Consider the following 22,259-nt stretch of genomic DNA (forward strand, 5'->3'; position numbering starts at 1 on the left):
CGCTCCGTTCAAGAACCACATATTCCTATTGTGACACATCCGTTAGACGCTGTACAGAGTCAAAGGACGAAAGCGCCCAGGAATTATCCCCCTGCGCGAGGCTTCAGATCCGCGATGAACGCCCGGACCGCGTCGACGCCTTGCCGCTTCCGCGCCTCGTCGCCGCTCGTCAGCGCCGGCAGCACTTCTTCCACCTTGCGGACGATGGCGCTGCCGACGATGACGCCGTCGGTCACCCCGGCGAACCGCTCGGCATGCTCGCGGGTCGAGATGCCGAAGCCGACGCAGATCGGCACGCTCGCCGCCTTGCGGACGGTGGACAGGAACGAATCGATCCCGTCGTGGAACGAGGAGCGAACCCCCGTCACGCCAAGCGACGACACGCAATAGACGAACCCTTTGGCCTTCGATGCGATCCGCTCGACGCGCGCCTCCGAAGTCGGCGCGACCAGCGGAATGAGATGGATGCCGGTCCGCTCCGCGATCTCGCGGACTTCGCCGTCCTCCTCCAGCGGCAGATCGGGGATGATCACGCCGCTGAAGCCGTGCTCCTGCAGCAGCGCGAAGAACCGTTCCAGGCCGAGCTGCAGCGCAGGATTGAAATAGGTGAACAGAATGAACGGCATCCGAACGCCGCGCTTGCGGGCTTCGGAAGCGACGCCCATGCAGTCGATCAAGCGGATGCGGTTCTTCAAAGCGCGTTCGGACGCGCGTTGAATGACGGGCCCGTCCGCGAGCGGGTCCGAATACGGCACGCCCAGCTCGATCATGCTCGCTCCCGCTTCCTCGGCCGCCTGCACGAGGGCGATCGACGTCTCGAGGTCGGGATCGCCGGTCGTCAGGAACGGGATGAGCGCGCTCTCTCCGCGGGCCCGGAGCGCCGCGAAGGTCTCATCGATGGCGTTGACGGTCGTCGTGCTCACAGCTCATTCCTCCCCAGATATCCCATGATCGACTCGACGTCCTTGTCTCCGCGCCCGGACAGGCTGATGACGACGATCGCGTCCTTCGGCAGCGTCGGCGCCAGCTTCAGCGTATGCGCGACGGCGTGCGCCGACTCCAGCGCCGGGATGATCCCTTCCTGCCGCGACAGCAGCTGGAGCGCCTCCAGCGCTTCCGCATCCGTGATCGGCACGTATTCGGCGCGCTTCGCGTCCTTCAGGAAGGCATGCTCCGGGCCGATGCCGGGATAGTCCAGGCCGGCGGAGATCGAGTGCGCCTCCTGCACTTGACCGACTTCGTCCTGCAGCACGTAGCTCATCGAACCTTGGAACACGCCGGGCCGCCCTTTGGTCATGGTCGCGGCGTGCTTGTCGGTCTCCACCCCGCGTCCCGCAGCTTCGACGCCGATCAACCGCACGGCTGTATCGTCTACGAACGGATGGAAGATACCCATGGCGTTGCTGCCGCCTCCGACCGCGGCCACGATCGCGTCGGGCAGACGGCCTTCGGCCTCGAGAATCTGATCCTTCGTCTCGAGCCCGATGACGCGCTGAAAGTCGCGGACCATCATCGGATACGGGTGCGGACCCGTGACGGAGCCGAGAATGTAGTACGTATCGTCGACGTGGGAGACCCAGTAGCGCAGCGTCTCGTTGCAGGCGTCCTTCAGCGTGCGGGTGCCGGACAGCACCGGGATCACTTCGGAGCCGAGCAGCTTCATGCGGAAGACGTTCAGCTGCTGGCGCTTCGTGTCCTCTTCGCCCATGAACACTTTGCATTCGAGCCCGAGCAGCGCCGCGACGGTCGCCGATGCGACGCCGTGCTGGCCTGCGCCCGTCTCGGCGATGATCTTCTTCTTACCCATCCGCTTGGCGAGCACCGCTTGTCCGATCGTGTTGTTGATCTTGTGCGCGCCGGTATGGTTCAGGTCTTCGCGCTTCAGATAGATCTTGGCGCCCCCGAGATGGGCGGTCAGCCGTTCGGCATAGTAGAGCGGGGTCGGACGTCCGGAATACTGCTTCAGCAGGTAGCGGACTTCCGCGAGAAAGTCCGGATCGTCCTTGTAGCGGTTGTAGGCTTCTTCAAGCTCATGAAGCGCGTTCATAAGCGTCTCGGGCACGTACTTGCCCCCGAACGCGCCGAATCGCCCGTTCGCGTCCGGTACTTGCGTTACCTGTGTCATGGCTGTCTCTTCACCCTTTCCGTAAATGCGGCGATCTTGGCGTTGTCCTTCGCGCCATCGGTCTCCACGCCGCTAGAAATATCAACGCCGTGAGGCGCATAGTCGTCGATCAGTTCCCGCACGTTGCCGGGATGCAGTCCTCCGGCGACGAACAGCTTCAGGCCGAGCGCTTCGGCCGCCTTCCGGTAGACCGGAATCCGATCCCAGCGGAACGCGCGGCCCGTGCCGCCGCCCGCCGTATCGAGCAGGACGGCGGACGCCGCGCCGCGGTAATCCGCCAGACGCGCCGGTCCGCCGGCGTCGCCGGATGCGGACGCTTCGTCCGGTTCTTGAACGGGCAGCGCCCGCCATACCTCCGCGCCGAACCGTTCCCCGACCTCCCGGGCGAACGCCGGCGTCTCTTCCCCGTGCAGCTGGATCACGTCGAGCGGCACCCGGGACAGCGTGTCGGCCAGCGTCTCCAAGGTCGGATTCACGAATACGCCGACCGTACGCGGCGGCATGCCGCCCGCCATGTTCGTCCGCCGGGCGAAAGCGAGCAGCTGCGCGGCCCGCTCCGGCGACACTTGGCGGCGGCTCTTCGCGAAAACGAACCCGATATAGTCGACCGGGAGGCCGTTCATGCCCTGCAGCGTCGCTTCCTCTTGAATCCCGCAGATCTTGACGAGCGGGGCGCCGGCGTCCGTCATCGGCTCGCGCCTTCCTTCTCCGCCGGACCGAGCAAGGCCCGGATCGCCTCGCCCACGTCGGGCTGCCGCATGAAGTGCTCGCCGATGAGCACCGCCTGGGCGCCGGCCCGGCGCACGAAGTCGATGTCCGCCGGCGTGCCGAGCGCGCTCTCGCTGACCGCCGTCACGCCGGCGGGCAGGAGCGAGATGAGCTGCTCCGTCACGTTCAGATCGGTGACGAACGTGTGCAGGTTGCGGTTGTTGACGCCGATCAGCGTCGCCGTGCCGATCTCGAGCACCGTCTCCAGCTCGGGACGGTTGTGCACTTCGACGAGCACGTCCAAGCCGATGTCGCGCGCCAGCCGGTGATACGCGTCCAGTTGTCCCTTGCTCAAGATCGCGGCGATCAGCAGGATCGCATCGGCGCCGATCAGGCGCGCTTCGTAGATCTGGCGCTCGTCGATCGTGAAGTCCTTGCGCAGCAGCGGCACCTTCACGCCCGCCTTCACCCGGGTTAGGAAGTCGTTGCTGCCTTGAAAGTAGTCTGCGTCGGTCAGCACCGAGATGCAATCGGTCCCCGCCGCTTCATAGGCCTGCGCCAATTGAACGGGATGGAAATCCGGCCGGATCAGCCCTTTGGACGGACTCGCCTTCTTCACCTCGGCGATGAGACCGACCGGACGGTTCCGATGTCCGGCGGTCAATGCCCGCTCGAAGCCGCGGCAAAGCGCCAGGGCGGCGATCTCCTTCTCCGCTTGATCGAGGTTCAGCGTTTGCTTCAGTCGTTCCACTTCTTCGCGCTTGGTAGCGACGATGCGATCAAGAAACATGGCCCACTTCTCCTGTCGTTGCGATCCATTGCTGAAGTTTGTCTTGCGCCGCGCCGGAATCGATCGTCTCCGCCGCCCGCTTCACGCCGTCGGCCAGCGTCTCCGCGCGGCCGGCTACGTAGATGCAGGCGCCGGCGTTCGCTAGCACCACATCGCGGTAGGCGCTCTTCTCGCCGCTCAGCACGCGCCGGATAATCGCCGCGTTCTCCGCCGCGTCCCCGCCCTGCACTTCGCCGAGCGCTACGGTCGCCAGACCCAGCGCTTCCGGCGTAACGTCGTACGTCGTCACGACGCCGTCCCTCAACTCCGAGATCTGCGTCGGCGCGGAGATGCTGATCTCGTCCAGGCCGTCGTGGCTGCCCACGACCATCGCGCGGCGCAAGCCTAGCCGGCTCAGCACCTGGGCGACGGTCGCGGTGCGCGTCCGGTCGTACAGGCCCATGAGCTGCCGGTCGGCGTTGGCCGGATTCGCGAGCGGCCCGAGCATATTGAAGATCGTCCGCACGCCGAGCTCCTTGCGCGGGGCGGCGGCGTGCTTCAGCGCCGGATGGTACAGCTGCGCGAACATGAAGCAGATGCCGGTGCGGTCGAGGCATTCGGACGCCTGATCCGCGGTCAGCTGAATATTGACGCCGAGCGCTTCGAGCACATCCGCGCTGCCGGCCTTGCCGGACATGGCCCGGTTGCCGTGCTTGGCCACGCGGACGCCCGCCGCGGCGGCGATAATCGCCGAGGAGGTGGAGATGTTGAATTTGTGGATGCCCGATCCGCCCGTACCGCACGTATCGAGCAGGTCCTCGTTCGCGGTCCGCACCTGGCTGCTGGAAAAGGAGCGCATCGCTTCCGCGAAGCCGGTGATCTCGTCGACGGTCTCGCCCTTGAGCCGCAGCGCGACGACGATGCCGCCGATCTGCGCCGGCGTCGCTTCCCCTTTCATGATCAGACTCATGACGGCAAAGGCTTCTTCCCGCAGCAGGTCGTGTCCGCCCATCAGCTTCGACAATGCTTGCGGCATCGTCATGCTTGCTTCCATTACGCTCATCGCCGATCCTCCCTTTCCCTTAGTCGTAATCCAGGTTCGTCCGGCGGTCTCCCGCCACGACCAGCCGGTCCGCTTGACGTCCGCCCGGCGAGCCGAACACCGCCTCGGCCGCGCGAATCGCCTTCAGGCACCCTTTGGCCTTGTTGACGGTCTCCTCGTACTCGCTCTCGGGTACCGAATCCCAGACGATGCCGGCGCCCGCTTGCACGTAGGCTTTGCCGTTCTTGAAGACGATCGTCCGGATCGTGATGCACGTGTCCATGTTCCCCGAGAAGCCGAAGTAGCCGATCGCGCCCGCATAGGCGCCGCGCGCTTCGTTCTCCAGTTCGGCGATGATCTCCATCGCCCGCAGCTTCGGCGCGCCGGAGACGGTGCCGGCCGGCAGGCAAGACAGGAAGGCGTCGAAGAACGTCTTGTCCTTGGCCAGCGTCCCCGTCACGTTCGAGACGATATGCATAACGTGCGAGTAGCGCTCGATCTCCATGTAGGAATCGCACTTCACCGTCCCGTACTCGGAGACGCGCCCCAAGTCGTTGCGGCCGAGATCGACGAGCATGACGTGCTCGGCGCGCTCCTTCTCGTCGGCCAGCAGCTCGCGCTCGTACGCCAAGTCTTCTTCGGGCGTCCGTCCGCGAGGCCGCGTGCCGGCGATCGGCCGCGTCTCCACGCGGTCTCCGTCGACCTTGACGAGCAGCTCCGGCGAAGCGCCGACGATGACTTCGTCTTCGAACTTCAGCACGTACATGTACGGCGAAGGATTCATCGTGCGCAGCATCCGGTAGACTTGAAGCGGATCCACCTCGGTCTCGATGTGGAACCGCTGCGAGAGCACCACCTGGAAGATGTCGCCCGCGCGAATGTATTCCTTGGCTTGGTGCACGTTACCGATGAACTGCTCGCGCGTCAGATTGGAATGCACTTCGCCGAGGTCGGGATCGGACGGCGGCGCGCCGTTCGCGACCGGCGGGAGCGGCAGCGGCTGGCGCATCCGGCGGATCGTGTCTTCGATGCCTTCGCAGGCGCGATCGTATGCCGAGGCGATGTCCTCGTCCGTCGCGCCTTCGGGAACGTGCGCGTTGCCGATGACGAGTACCTGCTGCTTGAAGTGGTCGAACACGACGACGCGGTCGCAGAACATGAACTGCATATCGTCCATGGCCAAGTCGTCTTGGGCATGGGCGGGGAGCTTCCGCTCATAGTACTGCAGCAGATCGTATCCGAAGAATCCGATGGCTCCGCCGGTGAAGGGCGGCAGTTCCGGCAGCGCGGGGGAGCGGTATTGCCGCAGCCGCTCCCGCAGGAGCTTCAGGGGATCGTTCGTGACGAACGATTCCTCCTCTCCGCCCTCCTCAACCGTCACTTTATTTTTCTTCAGCTTCAACAGGAGGAACGGGTCGGTTCCGATGAACGAATACCGAGCCCACTTGATGCCGCCCTCCACGCTCTCCAGCAAGAAGGCGCGCCCCTCGCGGCTGAGCTGTTGGAAGACGCGGATCGGCGTCTCGGTATCGGCCAGCAGTCTCCGTACGACGGGAATGACGTTATATTGTCCGGCCAAGCGGATGACTTCCTGAAGCTCCTTCTCGCGCTGTTCCATTTTTCGTAATCTCCCCTCTCCAAGCCGCACCGGGATACGGTCTTGCCGATGCCGGCCGCGGCACGCCGCGGCGGACTGTCGATGTCATTCGAGCTTGGCGCAAATAAAAAAGCATCTCTGCTCCGCAGAGATGCCCGATGGATAAGGGAATGGCCAAGCCCAGCCTTTGCGACTGCAACGTCGCCGGCCCGCTTGCCGAATGCCGTCTCCGCCTTCCGCGCATCCCTGCGCTTCCGCGTACGGCTCCTCCGCTCATCTACGCTCTGCTCGACTCACTCGCGCGTAAGTCGTCGTCCCTCCGGCCGACGGTTCCGCGCCAAGTAATAACTCTACTATAGCACCGTCCCGCGGACACCGTCAACGGGAAGCCGACAGGTCCGGCCGTAGTTTGCGGGCGTCGCCCAGATAGACGTGCCGGATCTCGGCTTGCGCGGCCTCCGTGTTCACGAGCACCATCAGCCGGATGCACTTCTCCAGGCCGCCCTTAACCGGGATCTCGACGGAGCACATGAGCGGCACGAGCTCCCAGCCCGGCATTTGGCGGATCGCCCGCGCCGGGAAGGTCGCGTCCAGGTCCTGCGTGACCGTGATGAACAAGCTGCAGATCTCTTCGGGATCGACTTGGTTCTCTTCGACGATCGCGCGCAATACTTCCAGCGTCGCGTCCAGAATCGATTGTTCTTCATTGGCGCTCACCGTGATGGCGCCTCGGATTCCCCTTACCTTCACCGTACCCCGGCCTCCTCTTTGAGCCCTTCGACGATCTCCCGCACCCATGCGGCGGGGACGTCGCTGCGAATCTCGACCGTCCCGATCGCCGTCGGCACGACGAATACCATCTGGCCTTCCATGAACTTCTTGTCGTGCAGCATGGCCTTCATGATCGCTTCCGTATCGTAGCCGGCCGGAATGCGGACCGGCAGCCCGATCTTGCGGAACAGCCGCTCCGTCGTCTCGGCGATCTCCCCGGCATAACCGAAGCGCGCGGCGAGCCGCGCGGAGCCGACCATCCCGATCGCAATCGCTTCGCCGTGCAGCAACTCGCCGTAGCGGCCGACCGCTTCGAGGGCGTGGCCGATCGTATGGCCCAGATTCAGAATGGCGCGCAGATCGTTCTCCCGTTCGTCCCGCGATACGACGGCGGCTTTGACCTTGCAGCCTTCGTAGAGGGCGTACCCGAGCGCATCCGGATCGAGCGCCAGCAGGCGCTGCGCGTTCGAATCGCACCACTCGACGAACGCCGCGTCCCAGATCAGGCCGTGCTTCACCACTTCGGCGAGACCGGACTTCACCTCGCGGGCCGGCAAGCTCGTCAACGTGTTCAGATCGTACAACACGAACTCGGGCTGATGGAACGCGCCGATAATATTTTTGGCCAGGCGGTGGTTCACCGCCACCTTGCCGCCGACGCTGCTGTCGTGCGCGAGGATCGTCGTCGGAATCTGCACGAAGCGCACGCCCCGCATATAGGTGGCCGCCACGAAGCCCGCCAGGTCGCCCACGACGCCGCCGCCCAGGGCGATAACGGTCGATCGGCGGTCCAGCCCCGCTTCCAGCGCGGCCGTAATCAGATCGTCGAAGCGTCCGAGCGACTTGGACGATTCGCCGGACGGCACGACGGCCCGGGACACGGCGTAGCCGGCAGCGCGGAGCGAAGACTCGACGATGCCCGCGTAGCGGTCCGCCACCGACGCGTCGGTGACGAGCAGCAGCGGGGACTTCACGGGCAAGCCGCGCTGCGCGAAGAGCGCGCCCGCCCGTTCAAGCAAGCCCGCGCCGATATAGATCGGGTACGAGCGTTCACCAAGATCGACGGTCAGCTCCCGAATCTCCCGCTCCCCCGCCATCAGTATTCCGCTACCTGCTTCAGGTAGTTGGCGTAATTCGCCTTGATCTCTTCCATCGAGTCGCCGCCGAATTTCTCCAGGAACGCCTTGGCGACCTCCCAGACGACGACGCTCTCCATCACGACGCTGGCCGCGGGCACGGCGCAGGCGTCCGAACGTTCCACCTGCGCGGTGAACGCTTCCTTCGTGTCGATGTCGACGCTCTGCAGCGGCTTGTACAGCGTCGGGATCGGCTTCATCACGCCGCGCACGACGATCGGCTCGCCGTTGGTCATGCCGCCTTCGAAGCCGCCTAGGCGGTTCGAAGCCCGGTGGTAGCCGCGTTCTTCCGTGTAGAGGATCTCGTCGTGCACCTTGGAGCCCGGCAGATTCGCCGCTTCGAAGCCGATGCCGATCTCGACGCCCTTGAACGCGTTGATCGAGACGACCGCTTGGGCGATGCGTCCGTCCAGCTTGCGGTCCCACTGCACATGGCTGCCTAGGCCGATCGGAAGTCCGGCGACGATGCATTCGACGACGCCGCCGATCGAATCGCCGTCCGCCTTGGTCTGATCGATGAGCGCGATCATCTTCTGCTCCGTCGCGGCATCGGCGACGCGCACCGGCGAAGCCTCCGTCCGCTCGATCAGCTCGTCGATCGGCAGATTCGGCGCCGGCGCCGTAATCCCGCCGATCGAGACGACGTGTCCGCCGACCTTGATGCCGAAGTTCGCGAGGAACTGACGCGCCACGGCGCCAACTGCAACGCGCGCCGCGGTCTCCCGCGCGCTGGAACGCTCCAGGACGTTGCGCAGATCCTTCAAATCGTACTTGATGCCGCCGTTCAAGTCCGCATGTCCCGGACGAGGACGATGAACGCGGCGCTTCGCTTCATCGCCGCCTTCGATCGGTTCGACGTTCATGACGGACGTCCAGTGCTTCCAGTCGTTATTGGCGACGACGAGCGCGACGGGTGCCCCGGTCGTCCGTCCGTGGCGCACGCCGCCCACGATTTGCGCCGTATCTTGTTCGATCTGCATCCGGCGGCCGCGGCCGTGGCCTTTCTGCCGGCGGAGCAGTTGGAAGTTCAATGCTTCAAAATCGAGCTCCAGATTGCTAGGCAATCCCTCAATGATAGCGGTAAGCTGCGGGCCATGCGTTTCTCCCGCGGTCAAATAACGTAAACTCAAAGTAGTTCCTCCCTCTCGATCGACACCCGTTCACATCTTTGCTCATTATAGTACAGCGTTAAAGCGTTTGACAAGAAAAGAGCCCGTCGCGAGCGGACGGGCTCTTGCTTCACGTATCAGAAAGTATAAGTTTCACCTATACGTTGCTGGTATAAGTTTCACCCCTACGTTGCTGATACGTCTCCGATAAAAACGTGTCACCGCCCCGGGAAAGACGGCAAAGCCGTTTTTACTTGGAAGACGCAGGACGTTCAGGATTCGGAGAGGATCAGCTTCCGCCGTTCCTGCTCCGGATCGTCTCCGCCGAACGCCGCTTCGCGCCATTCCGAAGGCGGCGCGGCCGCATGGGCCGCCGTCATGCCTCCGGGGAGGCAGCACCCGAGCAGCATCGGATTGTCCAGCCCGAGAATTTGCGCGCATTCCTGCGCGGAGATCAATCCTAACCGATAGGCGGCGATCGCTTTGCGCTTGTCCATGGCACCCTCCGCGGGATAGGTTAGCCCTAGTATCGCGCCAAAGGGGAAGGCTCATACCGTGCGGCGGTAGAAAAACGTATCGGCCGCTTCGAACCCGTACTGCGCCGGGGAAAAGATCTGTTCGGTGCTGCCGACGAAGAGCAGCCCGCCGGGCTTCAAGGCGCGGCTGAATTTGTGGTATAAGTGCTGCTTCGCCTCTTCGGTGAAGTAGATCATCACGTTGCGGCAGACGATCAGGTCGTACCGCTCGCCGAACGTGTCGAGCAGCAGATTCTGCTTCTGAAAGCGGATCGCCCGCCGCAGCCGCTCGTCTACCTCGTAGGCGCCGTTCTCCGCCCGGAAGTACTTGTCGGCGAACGGCTTGGGCACGTCGCGCAGCGATCGCTCCGGATAAAGGCCGAGCTTCGCCTTGGCCAAGACGCCTTCGTCGAGGTCGGTGGCCAGGATGGACGCGTTGGAGAGCGCGCCCATCGAATCCAGAATCATCGCCAGCGTATAGGGCTCTTCGCCCGTCGAGCAGGCGGCGCTCCAAACCGCGAGTCTCGGCGAGGCTTGGATCATGGACGGCAGGAATTGCTCCATGAGCACCCGCCACCGGTTCGGATTGCGCCAGAATTCGGAGACGTTGATCGTCATCCGGTCGAGAAATTCGTTGCGCAGCCGCGGATTGTCCATGATCGCGGCGAAGTAGGCGCCGAAGTCGGCGTAGCCGTGCTTCAGGCGCAGCGTCGTCAGCCGCCGCCGCATCTGCGTCTCTTTGTAATGCGACAGGTCGATCGAAGTGGCACGGCGCACGTTCGCGACGAAGCGCGCGAAGTCCTCGTCTTCCGATGAAGCCTTCTGCTCGGTTCCCCAATCTTTCATGCCTTCACTAGCTCCTCTTGGCCTTCCTCGCGGGCGGATTAGATCCAGACTTGGATCGCTTTGTCGTAGGACACGAGCTCGTGTTCGGAGAAGAAGATGCCGATCTCGCGCTCCGCGTTGTCATGGGAATCCGAACCGTGAATGAGGTTGTAATTCGTATGTAGGGCAAAGTCGCCGCGGATCGTGCCCGGCGCCGCTTCGAGGCCGTTCGTCTTGCCGATCAGCTGGCGCGCCGCGCCGACGGCTTGGTCGCCTTCCCAGACCATGGCGAATACGGGGCCAGATGTGATGAACGCGATGAGGCGTACGTAGAAATCCTTGCCGTGGTGCTCTGCATAATGACGGGCCGCCTGCTCCGGCGTCACCTTCATCAGCTTCGCGCCGACCAGCTTCAACCCCTTGCGCTCCAGTCTGCCGACCATCTCGCCGATCAGTCCCCGTTCGACGCCGTCGGGCTTTACCATCAGGTATGTACGTTCCATGGGTAGATCCCCCTTTATCGTCTATGCCAAACAGACAGGCTATTCTTCCCATTTTACCACAAAATGCGCGCTCAATAACTCCGTTGCGCCACAAATCTCGCGATATCGGCGAGATTCTTCCGCGCGGGGATCGCCGGCAGCTCCTCCAGCACGCGCAGCGCCTTGGCGACGTATCGCTCCGCCAACTGTTCGGCTCTGCGGATGCCGGAGCTGCTCCGCACGACGCGCACCGCCGCGGCCGAGTCGGCCTCGCCGTCGGCTTCGCGGATGCGAGCGATCTCCGCGAGCAGCGGCGCGCGATCCCGCTCGTCCTGAAGGGCGTACAGCACCGGCAGCGTAATATTGCCTTGCCGGAGATCGCTGCCCGGCGGCTTGCCGATCGCCTTCTCCGTCCCGCACAGATCGAGCAGGTCGTCGGTAATCTGGAACAGCATCCCGACGTTATAGCCGTATCTGTAGAGAATGTTCGCCTGTCGTTCCGGCACGCCCGCCGCAAGCGCGCCTAGCTGACAGCTGATCGCGATCAGCAGCGCGGTCTTGCGCCGGATCCGCAGCAAGTAGTTGCGGACGCTCTGTTCGACGTTGAAGAAATCGCGGATCTGCTCCATCTCGCCGATGCACATCTGCACGATCGCGCCGGAGAGGATCTGATGGATGCGCGGGTGCGCGAGCTCGGTAGCGACCATGAGCGATTTGCCGTGGAGATAGTCGCCCGTGAACATGGCGATGCGGTTGTCCCACTTCGCCTTGACCGTCGGCTGCCCGCGGCGGGTATCGGCGTCGTCGATCACGTCGTCGTGCACGAGGGACGCCATATGGATGAGCTCCAGCGGGACGGCGACCCGCTTCAGCTGTTCGAGCGAATAAGTGCCGAACTTGCCCGCGAGCAGGACGAAGACGGGGCGCAGCCGTTTGCCGCCCGCCTTCAGCAGGTGGAGCGCCGAGTCGTTCAAGAGGGGCAGATCCGAAGCGACGCTCTGCGCCAGCGCGTCCTCGATCGCCTGGAGATCGGACTTCAAGGCGGCGTACAATTGGATTAACTTCATAGATTCACCTTCGGTACAGAGTGTGCTCCGATCGCGTCCGCAGCCGCGCGCTCGCGGCTGCCGGAAGCGCGCCATTCCGAGATCCCGACGGGCGAGGCCAGGAACCCGAGCTCATGCGCATAGCGGAAGTAAAGCGAGAGTCCTTCCCGCTCCGCCGCGCCGAAATCGTAAGTCAATCCGCGGAAGTACGCGTCCCAGTAAGCGGCCGTGCCGCCGATCTGCCGCTCCGCGTGCGCCACGACCGGCCGGAGATCGTCCAGCGCCCGGCGCTTGGAGGCGGTGAGCGCTTCGAAGATCTCCCGGACCGCTTCCGGACGGGCGGCGGCCGTCTCGCGGCGGACGGCCCAGACGGCGAACGTCATCCCGAGTCCCGTATAGCGGTGCCACAGTTCGCCCAGGTCCAACACCTGACAGCCGTGTTCGCGCCATGAAGCGCGAATCGCATGGTCGCCGATGAGCATCGCCGCGTCGGCTTGTTCCAGCATCGTGTCCAAGCAGGGCTCGACGGTATCGTATGTCGGATGCGCGCCGTAGAATTTCTCGGCGATAATCTTCAACAAGTTCACCGAAGTCGCGGACGTCGTCGTCAAGGCGATTCGCCCGTTCAGCGCTTGCTCGAGCGGCGTCTTGACGAACAGCAAGATCGACTGTACGCGCTCCTTCGCGCTGACGGACAGATTCGGCAGCAGCAGGTAGTCGTCGCAGGATTGCCCGTAAGCGAACGAAGAGATCGCCGCCATGTCGATCTCGCCCTCGCGAAGCTTGCGGTTCAGCGCGGCCGGCACGTCTTGGACGATCTCCGCTTCGACGTCCAGCCGCGTCGGATCGAAATGATGGAACACGGGCCAGACATTCGTATATTCGATTCTGCCGATTCGGATCGGTCCCGTCCCGTCAGTCCTCATAGCTCTCTCCCCATCTGGTGTACAAATTGTGCGCGATGCCCATGTTGTCCATGACTTTGCCGACCATGAAGCGGACGGCGTCCTCCAGCGTTTGCGGGCCTTGGTAGAAGGCGGGCATCGCCGGGATGATCCGGACGCCGATGCGGGCCAGCTTCAGCATGTTCTCCAGATGAATCGCGTTCAGCGGCGTCTCCCGCGGCACGAGCAGCAGCGGCCGTCCTTCCTTCATCGTCACGTCGGCCGCTCTGGCGATCAGATTGTCCGAGGTGCCGTGCGCGATCGCGGCCAGCGTCCCCATCGAGCAAGGGACGACCGCCATGCCTTCGCAGCGGAACGACCCGCTCGCGATGCTGGCTCCGATGTCGCTCTGCGGATGATAGACGAGCCGTCCCGACTCCGCTTCCAGCTCGCGCCGGATCGTGTCGGATCGCTTTGCCGCGTCCCAGCCGAGCTCTTCCTTCAATACCCGCCAGCCGGCTTCCGAAACGACCAGGTGAACCTCGCAACCCGCCGCCAGCAGTTCCCGGCACAGCGTGACGCCGTAGACGGCGCCGCTCGCGCCCGTCAATCCGACGACCCAGCGGCGCGGCGCGGCGGCGCGGCTCACCACGATCTCACCACCACGAGGTCGATGAACGTGAACGCGAACACGACGGCGCTAAGCACGCCGTTCATCGTGAAGAACGCGGCGTTCAGCTTGCTGAGGTCGTTCGGACTGACGAGGCGGTGCTCGTAGAAGAGCAGCGCGCCGGCGGCGATCGTCCCGAAGAGGTACCACCAGCTGAGGTCGGTCAACGCCAGCAGCAGAATGAAGCCGATGAGCGTGACGACGTGCATCGTCCGGGCGATGCCGAGCGCGCGGGCGATCCCGAAGCGCGCCGGAATGGAATGCAGCCCTTCCTTGCGGTCGAACTCAACGTCCTGGCAAGCGTAGATGATATCGAAGCCGGCCGACCAGAGGGCGACCGTCACGAACAGCACGAAGGCCGCCGGAGAGACGGAGCCCGTCACGGCGACCCATCCGCCTAGCGGCGCGAGGCCGAGCGTCAGGCCCAGCACGAGATGGCATGCCCAAGTGAAGCGCTTGGTGTACGAATAGATTACGGTCATGAAGACGGCGATCGGCATCAGCTCCAGCGCCAGCCGGTTGAGCTGCGAGGCGGCCCAGAACAGCAGTCCGAACGAGATGACGATGAAAAGAATGACTTCCGCGGATTGCAGCAGACCGGCCGGGATGGCGCGGTTCGCGGTGCGCGGATTTTTGGCGTCGATGGCTTTATCGATGAGCCGATTGAGGCTCATCGCGGCGGTGCGGGCGCCGATCATGGCGAGCAGGATCCAGCCGCATTGCGCCCAGGTCGGCAGCGCACGGTTCTCCGTCACCGCGCCTAGGATCGTGCCGACATAGGCGAACGGCAAAGCGAATAACGTATGTTCGAATTTGATCATTTCAAGGAAAATCTTGATTTTGCGAATCATGCTCCGTCGTTCCCCTTTGTTCCGATGTGCAGCGCCGCGATCCCTCCGGTCAGAGGATAAGCGCGAACGTTGCGCAGTCCGACCCCGCGGAACATCTCGGCGAGCGCGGCCAGATCCGGGAATACGGCCAGCGATTCCGGAAGCCAGCGGTATTGCTCGTACTTGCGTACGAGCCACTTGCCGAGGAGCGGCAGCAGCTTCTCAAAATAAAAATAGTACAATCCTTTGAACGGCTGCCAAGAAGGCTTGGACAGCTCCAGGCAGACGACCTTGCCGCCCGGCTTCACGACCCGCTTCATCTCCCGCAGCACCTGCGCGATGTCCGGCACGTTGCGGAGGCCGAAGCCGATCGTGACATAATCGAACGTATTGTCGGGGAAAGGCAAATCCATCGCGTCGCCCTGAACCAGCTCGATCTGGGACGAGAGCCCGAGCCGATCGACCTTGACTTGTCCCATGTTCAGCATGTTCGCGCTGAAGTCCAGGCCGACCGTGCGGCCCCCGCTCGCTTTGGCGAGCGCGATCGTCCAGTCGCAGGTGCCGCAGCACAGATCAAGCGAAACTTGACCGGGCTTGACGTCCATCTTCTTCATCGTGAAGCTCCGCCAAGCCTTGTGGCGCCGGAAGCTTAGTATGTCGTTCATCATGTCGTACTTCGGCGCGATGCTCTCGAAGACGTCGTGAACGTGGCTGTGTTTGGACTCCGCTCCCATGTTCGTCACCCCAACTCCTTGATTGCCGCAGCGGGCACCATCGCGGTTCCCTTCATGAACGGCTCGATGAGCGCCTGCAGCTCTTTGGCCAGCTTATCCGACGGAACGCGCGGAAGCATCGCCTGCAGCTGGACGGCCGATTGCCGCAGCATGCCGCCGAGTTTGTCGGCGACCGCGTACTTCTCTATCAGTTGGCGGACGAAGCCCGCATCCTCCGGATGGTCGGTCAGCGCCCGGCGGTCTTCCTCGGAGCCCTCTTGCAGGATGTGCCAGATGCCCCAGCTGCCGTTCAACTGCTCCGGCCGCTCGAGCCGCAGCAGCTCGTGGAGGAGAACCTCGCAGCGGCTGAACCGCTCCAGCAGCTCCGGCCACAGGCGCGAATAGAGCCCGTTCATGAGATGGCCGAACGACAAGAACAAGCCGGATCTGAGCTCCGCCCCGTGGGTCAAGTATTCCTCTGCGTTCAGCCGCATTTGCTTCATCTTGCCGTAGAGCGCGATCTTGATTCGGTTCACGTCGCACACCGCTTCGCTGAGCTTCCGGATCATCTCGATCTGGCCCGCCTGGGCGAGAAGATTGTAGAACCGGCTGCTGAAGTAGTCGCCGGCGAGCACCTTCAGCTGCCGCGCGCGCATCTGGATCGTCCCCGACTTCTCGTCCTGCGCCTCGTTCTTCACGAGATCGTGGGTATCGAGACCCATCTGCACGAGCGCGGTCACCAAAGAGAACAGCTCACGCTGCGGCGCCGCGGCGGGCTGATGCGCCAATACCGCGTTCAGCAGGCGAATGCGGCCGTCCGGGAACGCCGGCAGGTCGGTGTGCCGGGCGATCATGTCGTGCTCCATATATTTCTGGGCCATTTGTGCAATACGGTTACGTGTCATCGTTCAGCCTCCGAAGTTACCAAGCAGAGCCCTGCGTGTCCGATCAACAATTCCTTTTGGGGACATAGCGTTCCGAACCTTGCCGTCGGCGGCCCCCGCGCCGGTCGGGCGGCGGGCAGCGCCTCTCGCGCTTGGATTATTTTATTATAACATAACCGCAAGTCTCCCGCATAAGACGGCCGCCGAATTCATCAATTTGCAAAATTTCCGAGCCAGCGCTCCCCCGCGGGCGTCCAATCCAGGCGAAGGTTGACGGCCCAGTCCGGCCGACGGCCGTCGGGGTCTCCCTTCACCGCGGCGGCCAAGCCGTCCGGCCAGTCCGCGGCGCGGGAATCCGCCGAGGCCAGCAGCGTCCGCGCCTCGTTCGTCTCCAGATAGAAACGGAGCAGCAGTTGCCGGACGTTCGAGACGTTCGCGAACGACATCCGCACCAGCTCGGCCGTATCCTTCCATAGGTCTTTGGGCGCGGCGCCGCTCGAGGACAGCGCCAGATCGACGGTGAGTATGCCGCGATCCCAGCCGACTCTCGTCAACCGCTCGGCGAGCGGCATCGCCACCATCGCGTCGACGAGCGTCTCGTTCGACAGCCGCTCGACGCGCAGCGGAGCGAACACGGCCGCGGACGACCGGTTCGGCTGCGCGTGCCGCTCCAGGGCGGGCAGTCGCTCCAACAGGACGATCGTCAGCGCGCTGACCGCGAGCAGGACGAGCGGCCTTAGCCAATGCGTCATGTGGCATTCTCCTCTTCCGGGCATGTCTTTCTCTTATTCTACAAAAGAAAAAGGCAGGCTATGCCTGCTCCCGGTCGATTCGCGCCACGACGGCTTGCCTGCCGGCGCGCCTTGCTTGCCCGCTTGCTTGCTAGACGTCGGTATCGACGACGCCGTACTTGGTCATGACCGTCGCCTTGCCGCGAATCTTGATGGCGGACGTATGATCGGTGAACTGGGCGATCAGCACTTCCCCGCGGTCGAGCTTCTCCGTATGGTGGAACCGCGTATCCGTTCCGCGGGTCAAGCCGATGACGTTGACGCCGCTCTCTTTGGCCTTGATGACGATGTATTCCGCTTGGCCCGAGATCGAGTGTTCCATATATGCCGCCTCCTCTATTGGCTCCATCATGAACGATATGAAGAGCGCCTGTCAAACAAAAACTGCTTCTCCGGGACATCGTCTCGAAAAAGCAGTCTCGTCATGCGTATGTAATGGTCGGAACGGCGGGATTCGAACCCACGACCTCACCCACCCCAAGGGTGCGCGCTACCAGACTGTGCTACGTCCCGAAAGAGTACGAGAGTGATTATAGCACAGGCCGAAATGGGTTCGCAACCCATCGACCACCACAAAATCAAGCAAATTTTCGTTTTATTTAAGGATTCAGAAAGGCGAAGATTTGGCCTGTCCTTCGCTGAATCTCTCCGATAAAAACGCGCCAGCCCTCATCAAGAGACGGCGAGGCCGTTTTTACTTGATGCCTTCCTTCAGCGCCTTCCCCGGTTTGAACGCGGGAATCTTGCCGGCCGGAATCTCGATCTCGACGCCGGTTTGCGGGTTGCGGCCTTTGCGGGCGGAACGTTCGCGAACCTCGAAGTTGCCGAAGCCGACGAGTTGTACCTTGTCCCCGCCTTGCAGCGCTTCGGAGATGACGTCGAAGACGGCGTCCACCGCTTGCGTCGCGTCCTTCTTGGACAGATCGGTCAATTCGGACACTTTGGCGATCAGTTCAGTCTTGTTCAATGCATTCACCTCCCATAACGGAAACTAGCTTGTTATCTGTTTATCCGTTTCAACAGAAATTATACACAGATCGAGGGCGGAGTTTCAAGCGGGACGCGAGGTTTCCCGCTTGGCCTCACGCTTTGCGCCGGCTGAGATGGATAAAGGTGACCGCCAGGGCGAGGACGAGAACGGCGCCTTTGATGATGTCGGTCGTGTAATATTGGACGTGCAGCATCGTCAAGCCGTTGATCAAAATGCCGGTCAGCACGGCGCCGACGAACGTCCCGATCACGTTGGGGCGTCCCGCGCCGAACACGGAGTAGCCGACGAACACGGCGGCGACGGCGTCCATCAGCATCGGCGCGCCCGCGTCGATCTGGCCGGAGCCTACGCGAGCGGTGTAGAGGATGCCGCCGATGGCGGCGAAGACGCCCGAAGCGACGTACGCCCACGTCCGGATCCGCTTGACGCGGACGCCCGAGAGACGCGCCGCTTCCTCGTTGCCGCCCGTCATCGTCGTCTGGCGGCCGACGCGGGTGTATTTGAAGAAGACGTGCGCGCCGATGACGGCGATGACCATCAGAAGAACGGGGAACGGCACGCCGAGCAGCTTGCCCTGTCCGATCCACAGGAAGTCCGGATTCATGACGCCCGGCGCCTTCGTCCCGTCCTGGAACTGCATGTTGTTGTAGATCGAATAGCCCTTCGTGTACGTCTTGTGGATGCCGCTCACGATGTACATGACGGCCAGCGTCGCGAGCAGGTCCGGGATGCGCACCTTGACGATCAGGAACGCGTTCAGGAGGCCGATCGCCGCGCCGACGACGAGCGGAACGACGATGACGACGACGAGCGGCATCTCGTACCAGATCATCATCGTGGCCGTTGCGACGGTGGTGAGCGAGACCGTCGAACCGACCGACAGATCGAATCCGTCGACGGTGAGCGAGATCGTCACCCCGATGGCCACGAACGTCAGGATCGAGATCGAGCGCAGGATGTCCATCAGATTGCCGTAAGTGAAGAAATATTCGTTGTACAGCGAGAAAAAGAGCAGCACGAGACCGATGAAGATCAACGCGCCGTACCTGAACGAGAATTGCAGCACTTTGTTGTTCACGCCAATTCCTCCCGGCCCGCGCTCGCGTACAGGAGCAGATCCTCCTGCGTCGCTTCGCCGCGGGCGAATTGTTTGACGAACCGGCCGTCGCACATGACCAGGATCCGATCCGCGAGCCCGAGCGCTTCCGCGAACTCGCACGTCAGATAGACGATGCCCTTGCCCTGGCCCGCCAGTTCGCCGATGATGCGGAAGATGTCCCGCTTGGCGCCGACGTCTACGCCCTTGGTCGGCTCGTCGAACAGGAACACGTCGGCGTCGGTGCGCATCCACTTGCCGATCGCGACCTTCTGTTGGTTGCCCCCGCTCAGGAACCCGGTCAACTGCCCCGGCGAAGGCGTCTTGATGCCGAGCCGCCCGATCATGTCCTCGGCGTGCCGGCGTTCTCCATGCCCGGAGATGAACCCGAAGCGGCTGAGCGACCGCAGGATCGGCAGGCTGAGGTTATGCAGCACGGACGAGCCGACGAGGATGCCTTCCTTCCGACGCTCCTCCGGCACGAGCACGATGCCCGCGCGGATGGCGTCCGCCGGCGCGCCCGCCTTCGCGCGTTTGCCGTTCAGGACGATCTCGCCCCGCTCGGCCGCATCCGCGCCGAACAGCAAGCGCGACAGCTCCGTCTTGCCCGCGCCGACCAGGCCGACGACGGCGACGACTTCCCCGGCGCGCACCGCCAGGTCGACGCCGCGGACCCGGTGGCCCGCCGCCAGCCCCTTCACTTCGAGCAGCGTGTCCCCGATGGGCACTTCGGCCTTCGGGTATTCCTCCTCGAAGCTGCGCCCGAGCATCGCGCGGACAATGCCGCCCGCCTGCACCTGCTCCGCAGGCTCGCTCAGGACGATCCGGCCGTCGCGCATGACCGTGATCCGGTCGCTGACGCGCGCCACTTCGGGCAGGCGGTGCGAGATGAAGATGATGCCGATGCCTTCCTTCTTCAGCCCTTCCATGATCTCGAAGAGACGTTCGGCCTCTTCGAGGCTGAGCGGCGCGGTCGGCTCGTCCAGGATGACGAACTTCGCGTCCTCGACGAGCAGCCGCGCGAGCAGCACGATCTGCTTCTCCGCGAGCGTCAGGTCGCCGGCGCGCTTCCGCACGGGAATACGGGAGCCGATGCGGGCTAGCACCGCTTCGGCTTCCTGATAGAGGCTGCCCCAGCGCAGCCACGCTTTCCCTTTTGGGGAAGCCAACCGGTCGAGCATAATGTTCTCGGCGACCGACAGCTGCGCCACGAGAGACGTATCGACCTCTTGGTAGACGCATTGAATGCCGGCCCGCTTGGCGTCGGCGGGCGACCGCATCGGAACGGCTTCGCCGTTGATCCGGATCTCGCCTTCGTCCGTCTCGTATGCGCCGGACAGAATCTTCATCAAGGTGCTCTTGCCGGCCCCGTTCGCGCCCAGCAACGCGTGCACCTGCCCGCCGGCTACCGCGAAGTCGACGCCGTGCAGGGCGCGCACGCCCGCGAACGACTTCGCGATGCCCGTCATCTCCAGCTTATTGCCGGTCTTCATACGCTTTATCCCTCCGAGCTTCGATTCTCCGTAGACAGCAGCAAACGGCGCGGTCATATTCACCGCGCCGTGCTCGTCTATCGGACCTTGATTATTGTCCTGCGACGGCTTGCTCAAGCTCTGTCAGATAATCCGTGACGCCTTGGTCGCTCGCGCCCCAGCCCTTGACGTACTCGGACAGGTCGGCCGTCGTGACCTTCTTGTCGGTCGGCAGCGCGTCGCGGCTGACGTAGACGGAGTCGAGTTGGACCGTTGCCGGCGTGTCGTCGCCATGGATCTTCTGGTACAGGTAACGCACTTGCACTTGGCCGATCGAAGCCGGATCGACCGCCGCGGATGCGATCCACGGGCTGGACGGATCTTGGATCATCGCGAGGTCTTCGTCGCTCAGGTCGATGCCGTATACTTTGATCTCGTCGCGGCCGGCTTGCTTGATCGCATTAGCGGCGCCCTTCGCGAACTCGTCCCAGGCTGCCCAGATCGCGGTGATGCTGCCCTTCTCCGGATACTGCTTCAGAATGGCTTCGGTCCGCGTCTGCGCGTCGAGCTGCGCGCCGTCGGCCGTACCGAAGGCCGCAAGCTGCTTAATGTCTTTGTACTTGTCTTGGAACGCTTTGTAGGCGATCTGGCGGGATTCCATCGGCGGGAAGCCGGCGACCCAGATCTTCACGATGCTGCCTTTGCCGCCGGCGTCGGCCGCCAGCGCTTCGAGCGTCTGTTCCGCCATCTTCTGGTCGTTCTGCGCGATGCTGGTCACGCCTTCCGCCGTAATGCCGGAATCAAAAGCGACGACCGGAATCTTGGCCGCGAGCGCCTTCTGCACGCCGGCCGTCAACGCGCCGGCGTCGCCGTGGTCCAGCAGGATGCCGTCATATTTCTGGTTGACGGCGGCGTCAAGGTTGGAAGCCATCACGTCCAGCTTGTTGTCCGACGGAATGACCGTCAGCTTGCCGCCGAACTTCTCGACTTGCTTCTTCACGCCGTCCACGTATTGCGCGGAGAACGTGCCGGTGTTCAGACGCATGATGAGTGCGATGTTCTTGCCCTTCAACGGGTTGTCCGCGCCGGCCGCGGGAGCCGATGCGGATGCCGAAGGCGAAGCGGAAGAAGATTCGGACGGGCTGGCGCCCGCGTTGCCGCTAGGCTTGTTGCCGCAAGCGCTCAGCGCCAGCACCAGCGCGATCGCCAGCGCGAGCCAAGTGCCGATACGAGAATGTTTTTTCATGTTTGAGTGACCTCCCCAGTCATAGCTTGTCTATAAAATGCCAAGTAAAAACGGTTTTGCTGTCTTCCCAAGCGGCAACGCGCTTTTATCGGCGGTCATACAGAAATGGATAGGCTTGAAACTTATACATGCTGTATGACTAAAATTAATATAAAGCGTATTCCCCACTATGTCAATTGGTTTTAAAGCATTTCATTTCCTTCAAGACGCTAGAGATCATTTTAGGCGAATTTTGTCGAATGTTCAAGAACAATCGTACAAATTCATTCAATCGACAAACGCGCAAACGCATTCCTGCGTTAAACCAAGTAAAAACGGCTTCGCCGTCTTCTCAGAAGAGGGCGATACGTTTTTATCGGAGACGGATCAGAAGAAGGATAGGTGAAACTTATACTTTCTGATCCGTCAAGTAAAAACGGCTTCGCCGTCCTCTTTGGAGGGCGATACGTTTTTATCGGAGGTCAAACAGAAAGGGAAGGACGCAAAAGCTATACATGCGGTATGACGGCCAAAAAGCCCGCTCCGCGCAGGTGCGCTGCGCGGGCGGACTTAAAGGA

24 protein-coding genes and 1 tRNA gene are annotated in these 22,259 nt (G+C 63.0%); all 25 read right to left on the reverse strand.

Features of this window, described 5'->3' with window-relative positions; all coding sequences use genetic code 11:
* Positions 1-83: 83 nt before the first annotated feature.
* Complete coding sequence (trpA, locus tag H7C19_RS25940; protein WP_185671990.1) at positions 84-923, reverse strand: tryptophan synthase subunit alpha; 840 nt, start codon at positions 921-923, stop codon at positions 84-86.
* Complete coding sequence (gene trpB, locus H7C19_RS25945) at positions 920-2,125, reverse strand: tryptophan synthase subunit beta (RefSeq protein ID WP_185671991.1); 1,206 nt, start codon at positions 2,123-2,125, stop codon at positions 920-922. The genes trpA and trpB overlap by 4 nt, the downstream gene beginning before the upstream one ends.
* Positions 2,122-2,814, reverse strand: coding sequence for a phosphoribosylanthranilate isomerase (locus H7C19_RS25950; RefSeq protein ID WP_185671992.1), 693 nt, complete (start codon positions 2,812-2,814; stop codon positions 2,122-2,124). The genes trpB and H7C19_RS25950 overlap by 4 nt, the downstream gene beginning before the upstream one ends.
* The gene (trpC, locus tag H7C19_RS25955; RefSeq protein ID WP_185671993.1) at positions 2,811-3,623 is read right to left on the reverse strand and encodes an indole-3-glycerol phosphate synthase TrpC; all 813 of its coding nucleotides are present in this window, start codon (positions 3,621-3,623) and stop codon (positions 2,811-2,813) included. Before trpC ends, H7C19_RS25950 begins: the two co-directional genes overlap by 4 nt.
* A complete protein-coding gene (gene trpD / locus H7C19_RS25960) occupies positions 3,613-4,665 on the reverse strand; it encodes an anthranilate phosphoribosyltransferase (RefSeq protein ID WP_185671994.1) in 1,053 nt (350 codons plus the stop codon). Before trpD ends, trpC begins: the two co-directional genes overlap by 11 nt.
* Before the next feature lie 19 nt (positions 4,666-4,684).
* Positions 4,685-6,262: an anthranilate synthase component I gene (trpE, locus tag H7C19_RS25965; protein ID WP_185671995.1), complete on the reverse strand. Its 1,578-nt coding sequence runs from the start codon at positions 6,260-6,262 to the stop codon at positions 4,685-4,687.
* Between the two features lie 357 nt (positions 6,263-6,619).
* The gene (gene aroH / locus H7C19_RS25970; protein ID WP_185671996.1) at positions 6,620-6,991 is read right to left on the reverse strand and encodes a chorismate mutase; all 372 of its coding nucleotides are present in this window, start codon (positions 6,989-6,991) and stop codon (positions 6,620-6,622) included.
* Positions 6,988-8,109 carry a 3-dehydroquinate synthase gene (aroB, locus tag H7C19_RS25975; RefSeq protein ID WP_185671997.1) on the reverse strand — a complete coding sequence of 374 codons (1,122 nt, stop codon included), beginning with the start codon at positions 8,107-8,109 and terminating at the stop codon, positions 6,988-6,990. Before aroB ends, aroH begins: the two co-directional genes overlap by 4 nt.
* Positions 8,109-9,278 (reverse strand): chorismate synthase, encoded by a 1,170-nt coding sequence (gene aroC, locus H7C19_RS25980; RefSeq protein WP_185671998.1) that lies wholly within the window; start codon positions 9,276-9,278, stop codon positions 8,109-8,111. Before aroC ends, aroB begins: the two co-directional genes overlap by 1 nt.
* Before the next feature lie 251 nt (positions 9,279-9,529).
* Complete coding sequence (locus H7C19_RS25985; protein ID WP_185672100.1) at positions 9,530-9,754, reverse strand: hypothetical protein; 225 nt, start codon at positions 9,752-9,754, stop codon at positions 9,530-9,532.
* Positions 9,755-9,805: 51 nt separating this feature from the next.
* Entirely contained in the window at positions 9,806-10,618 is an 813-nt protein-coding gene (locus H7C19_RS25990) for a CheR family methyltransferase (protein WP_185671999.1), read from the reverse strand.
* 38 nt (positions 10,619-10,656) lie between these two features.
* Positions 10,657-11,100: a nucleoside-diphosphate kinase gene (gene ndk / locus H7C19_RS25995; RefSeq protein ID WP_185672000.1), complete on the reverse strand. Its 444-nt coding sequence runs from the start codon at positions 11,098-11,100 to the stop codon at positions 10,657-10,659.
* Between the two features lie 71 nt (positions 11,101-11,171).
* The gene (locus H7C19_RS26000; protein ID WP_185672001.1) at positions 11,172-12,146 is read right to left on the reverse strand and encodes a polyprenyl synthetase family protein; all 975 of its coding nucleotides are present in this window, start codon (positions 12,144-12,146) and stop codon (positions 11,172-11,174) included.
* Positions 12,143-13,051: a menaquinone biosynthesis protein gene (locus tag H7C19_RS26005; protein ID WP_185672002.1), complete on the reverse strand. Its 909-nt coding sequence runs from the start codon at positions 13,049-13,051 to the stop codon at positions 12,143-12,145. The genes H7C19_RS26000 and H7C19_RS26005 overlap by 4 nt, the downstream gene beginning before the upstream one ends.
* Positions 13,041-13,658, reverse strand: a complete 618-nt coding sequence (locus tag H7C19_RS26010) for a UbiX family flavin prenyltransferase (RefSeq protein WP_185672091.1) — start codon at positions 13,656-13,658, stop codon at positions 13,041-13,043. Before H7C19_RS26010 ends, H7C19_RS26005 begins: the two co-directional genes overlap by 11 nt.
* Positions 13,655-14,530 carry a UbiA-like polyprenyltransferase gene (locus H7C19_RS26015; RefSeq protein ID WP_185672003.1) on the reverse strand — a complete coding sequence of 292 codons (876 nt, stop codon included), beginning with the start codon at positions 14,528-14,530 and terminating at the stop codon, positions 13,655-13,657. Before H7C19_RS26015 ends, H7C19_RS26010 begins: the two co-directional genes overlap by 4 nt.
* Positions 14,527-15,243, reverse strand: a complete 717-nt coding sequence (locus tag H7C19_RS26020; RefSeq protein WP_185672090.1) for a demethylmenaquinone methyltransferase — start codon at positions 15,241-15,243, stop codon at positions 14,527-14,529. The genes H7C19_RS26015 and H7C19_RS26020 overlap by 4 nt, the downstream gene beginning before the upstream one ends.
* Positions 15,244-15,248: 5 nt before the next feature.
* Positions 15,249-16,127, reverse strand: a complete 879-nt coding sequence (locus H7C19_RS26025; RefSeq protein WP_185672004.1) for a heptaprenyl diphosphate synthase component 1 — start codon at positions 16,125-16,127, stop codon at positions 15,249-15,251.
* A 191-nt stretch (positions 16,128-16,318) separates the two neighbouring features.
* On the reverse strand, positions 16,319-16,858 hold the full coding sequence (locus H7C19_RS26030) for a hypothetical protein (RefSeq protein WP_185672005.1): 540 nt from the start codon (positions 16,856-16,858) through the stop codon (positions 16,319-16,321).
* A 130-nt stretch (positions 16,859-16,988) separates the two neighbouring features.
* Positions 16,989-17,219, reverse strand: coding sequence for a trp RNA-binding attenuation protein MtrB (gene mtrB, locus H7C19_RS26035; RefSeq protein WP_185672006.1), 231 nt, complete (start codon positions 17,217-17,219; stop codon positions 16,989-16,991).
* Between the two features lie 114 nt (positions 17,220-17,333).
* Positions 17,334-17,410: transfer RNA gene (locus tag H7C19_RS26040), tRNA-Pro, on the reverse strand.
* A gap of 181 nt (positions 17,411-17,591) precedes the next feature.
* Positions 17,592-17,864, reverse strand: a complete 273-nt coding sequence (hbs, locus tag H7C19_RS26045) for a non-specific DNA-binding protein Hbs (RefSeq protein WP_185672007.1) — start codon at positions 17,862-17,864, stop codon at positions 17,592-17,594.
* A 115-nt stretch (positions 17,865-17,979) separates the two neighbouring features.
* Positions 17,980-18,966: an ABC transporter permease gene (locus tag H7C19_RS26050; RefSeq protein WP_185672008.1), complete on the reverse strand. Its 987-nt coding sequence runs from the start codon at positions 18,964-18,966 to the stop codon at positions 17,980-17,982.
* On the reverse strand, positions 18,963-20,477 hold the full coding sequence (locus H7C19_RS26055) for a sugar ABC transporter ATP-binding protein (RefSeq protein WP_246469807.1): 1,515 nt from the start codon (positions 20,475-20,477) through the stop codon (positions 18,963-18,965). The genes H7C19_RS26050 and H7C19_RS26055 overlap by 4 nt, the downstream gene beginning before the upstream one ends.
* A gap of 91 nt (positions 20,478-20,568) precedes the next feature.
* A complete protein-coding gene (locus H7C19_RS26060; RefSeq protein ID WP_185672009.1) occupies positions 20,569-21,702 on the reverse strand; it encodes a sugar ABC transporter substrate-binding protein in 1,134 nt (377 codons plus the stop codon).
* Between the last annotated feature and the right edge of the window lie 557 nt (positions 21,703-22,259).

This window comes from Cohnella nanjingensis (assembly GCF_014212125.1).
GTDB classification, from domain to species: domain Bacteria; phylum Bacillota; class Bacilli; order Paenibacillales; family Paenibacillaceae; genus Cohnella; species Cohnella nanjingensis.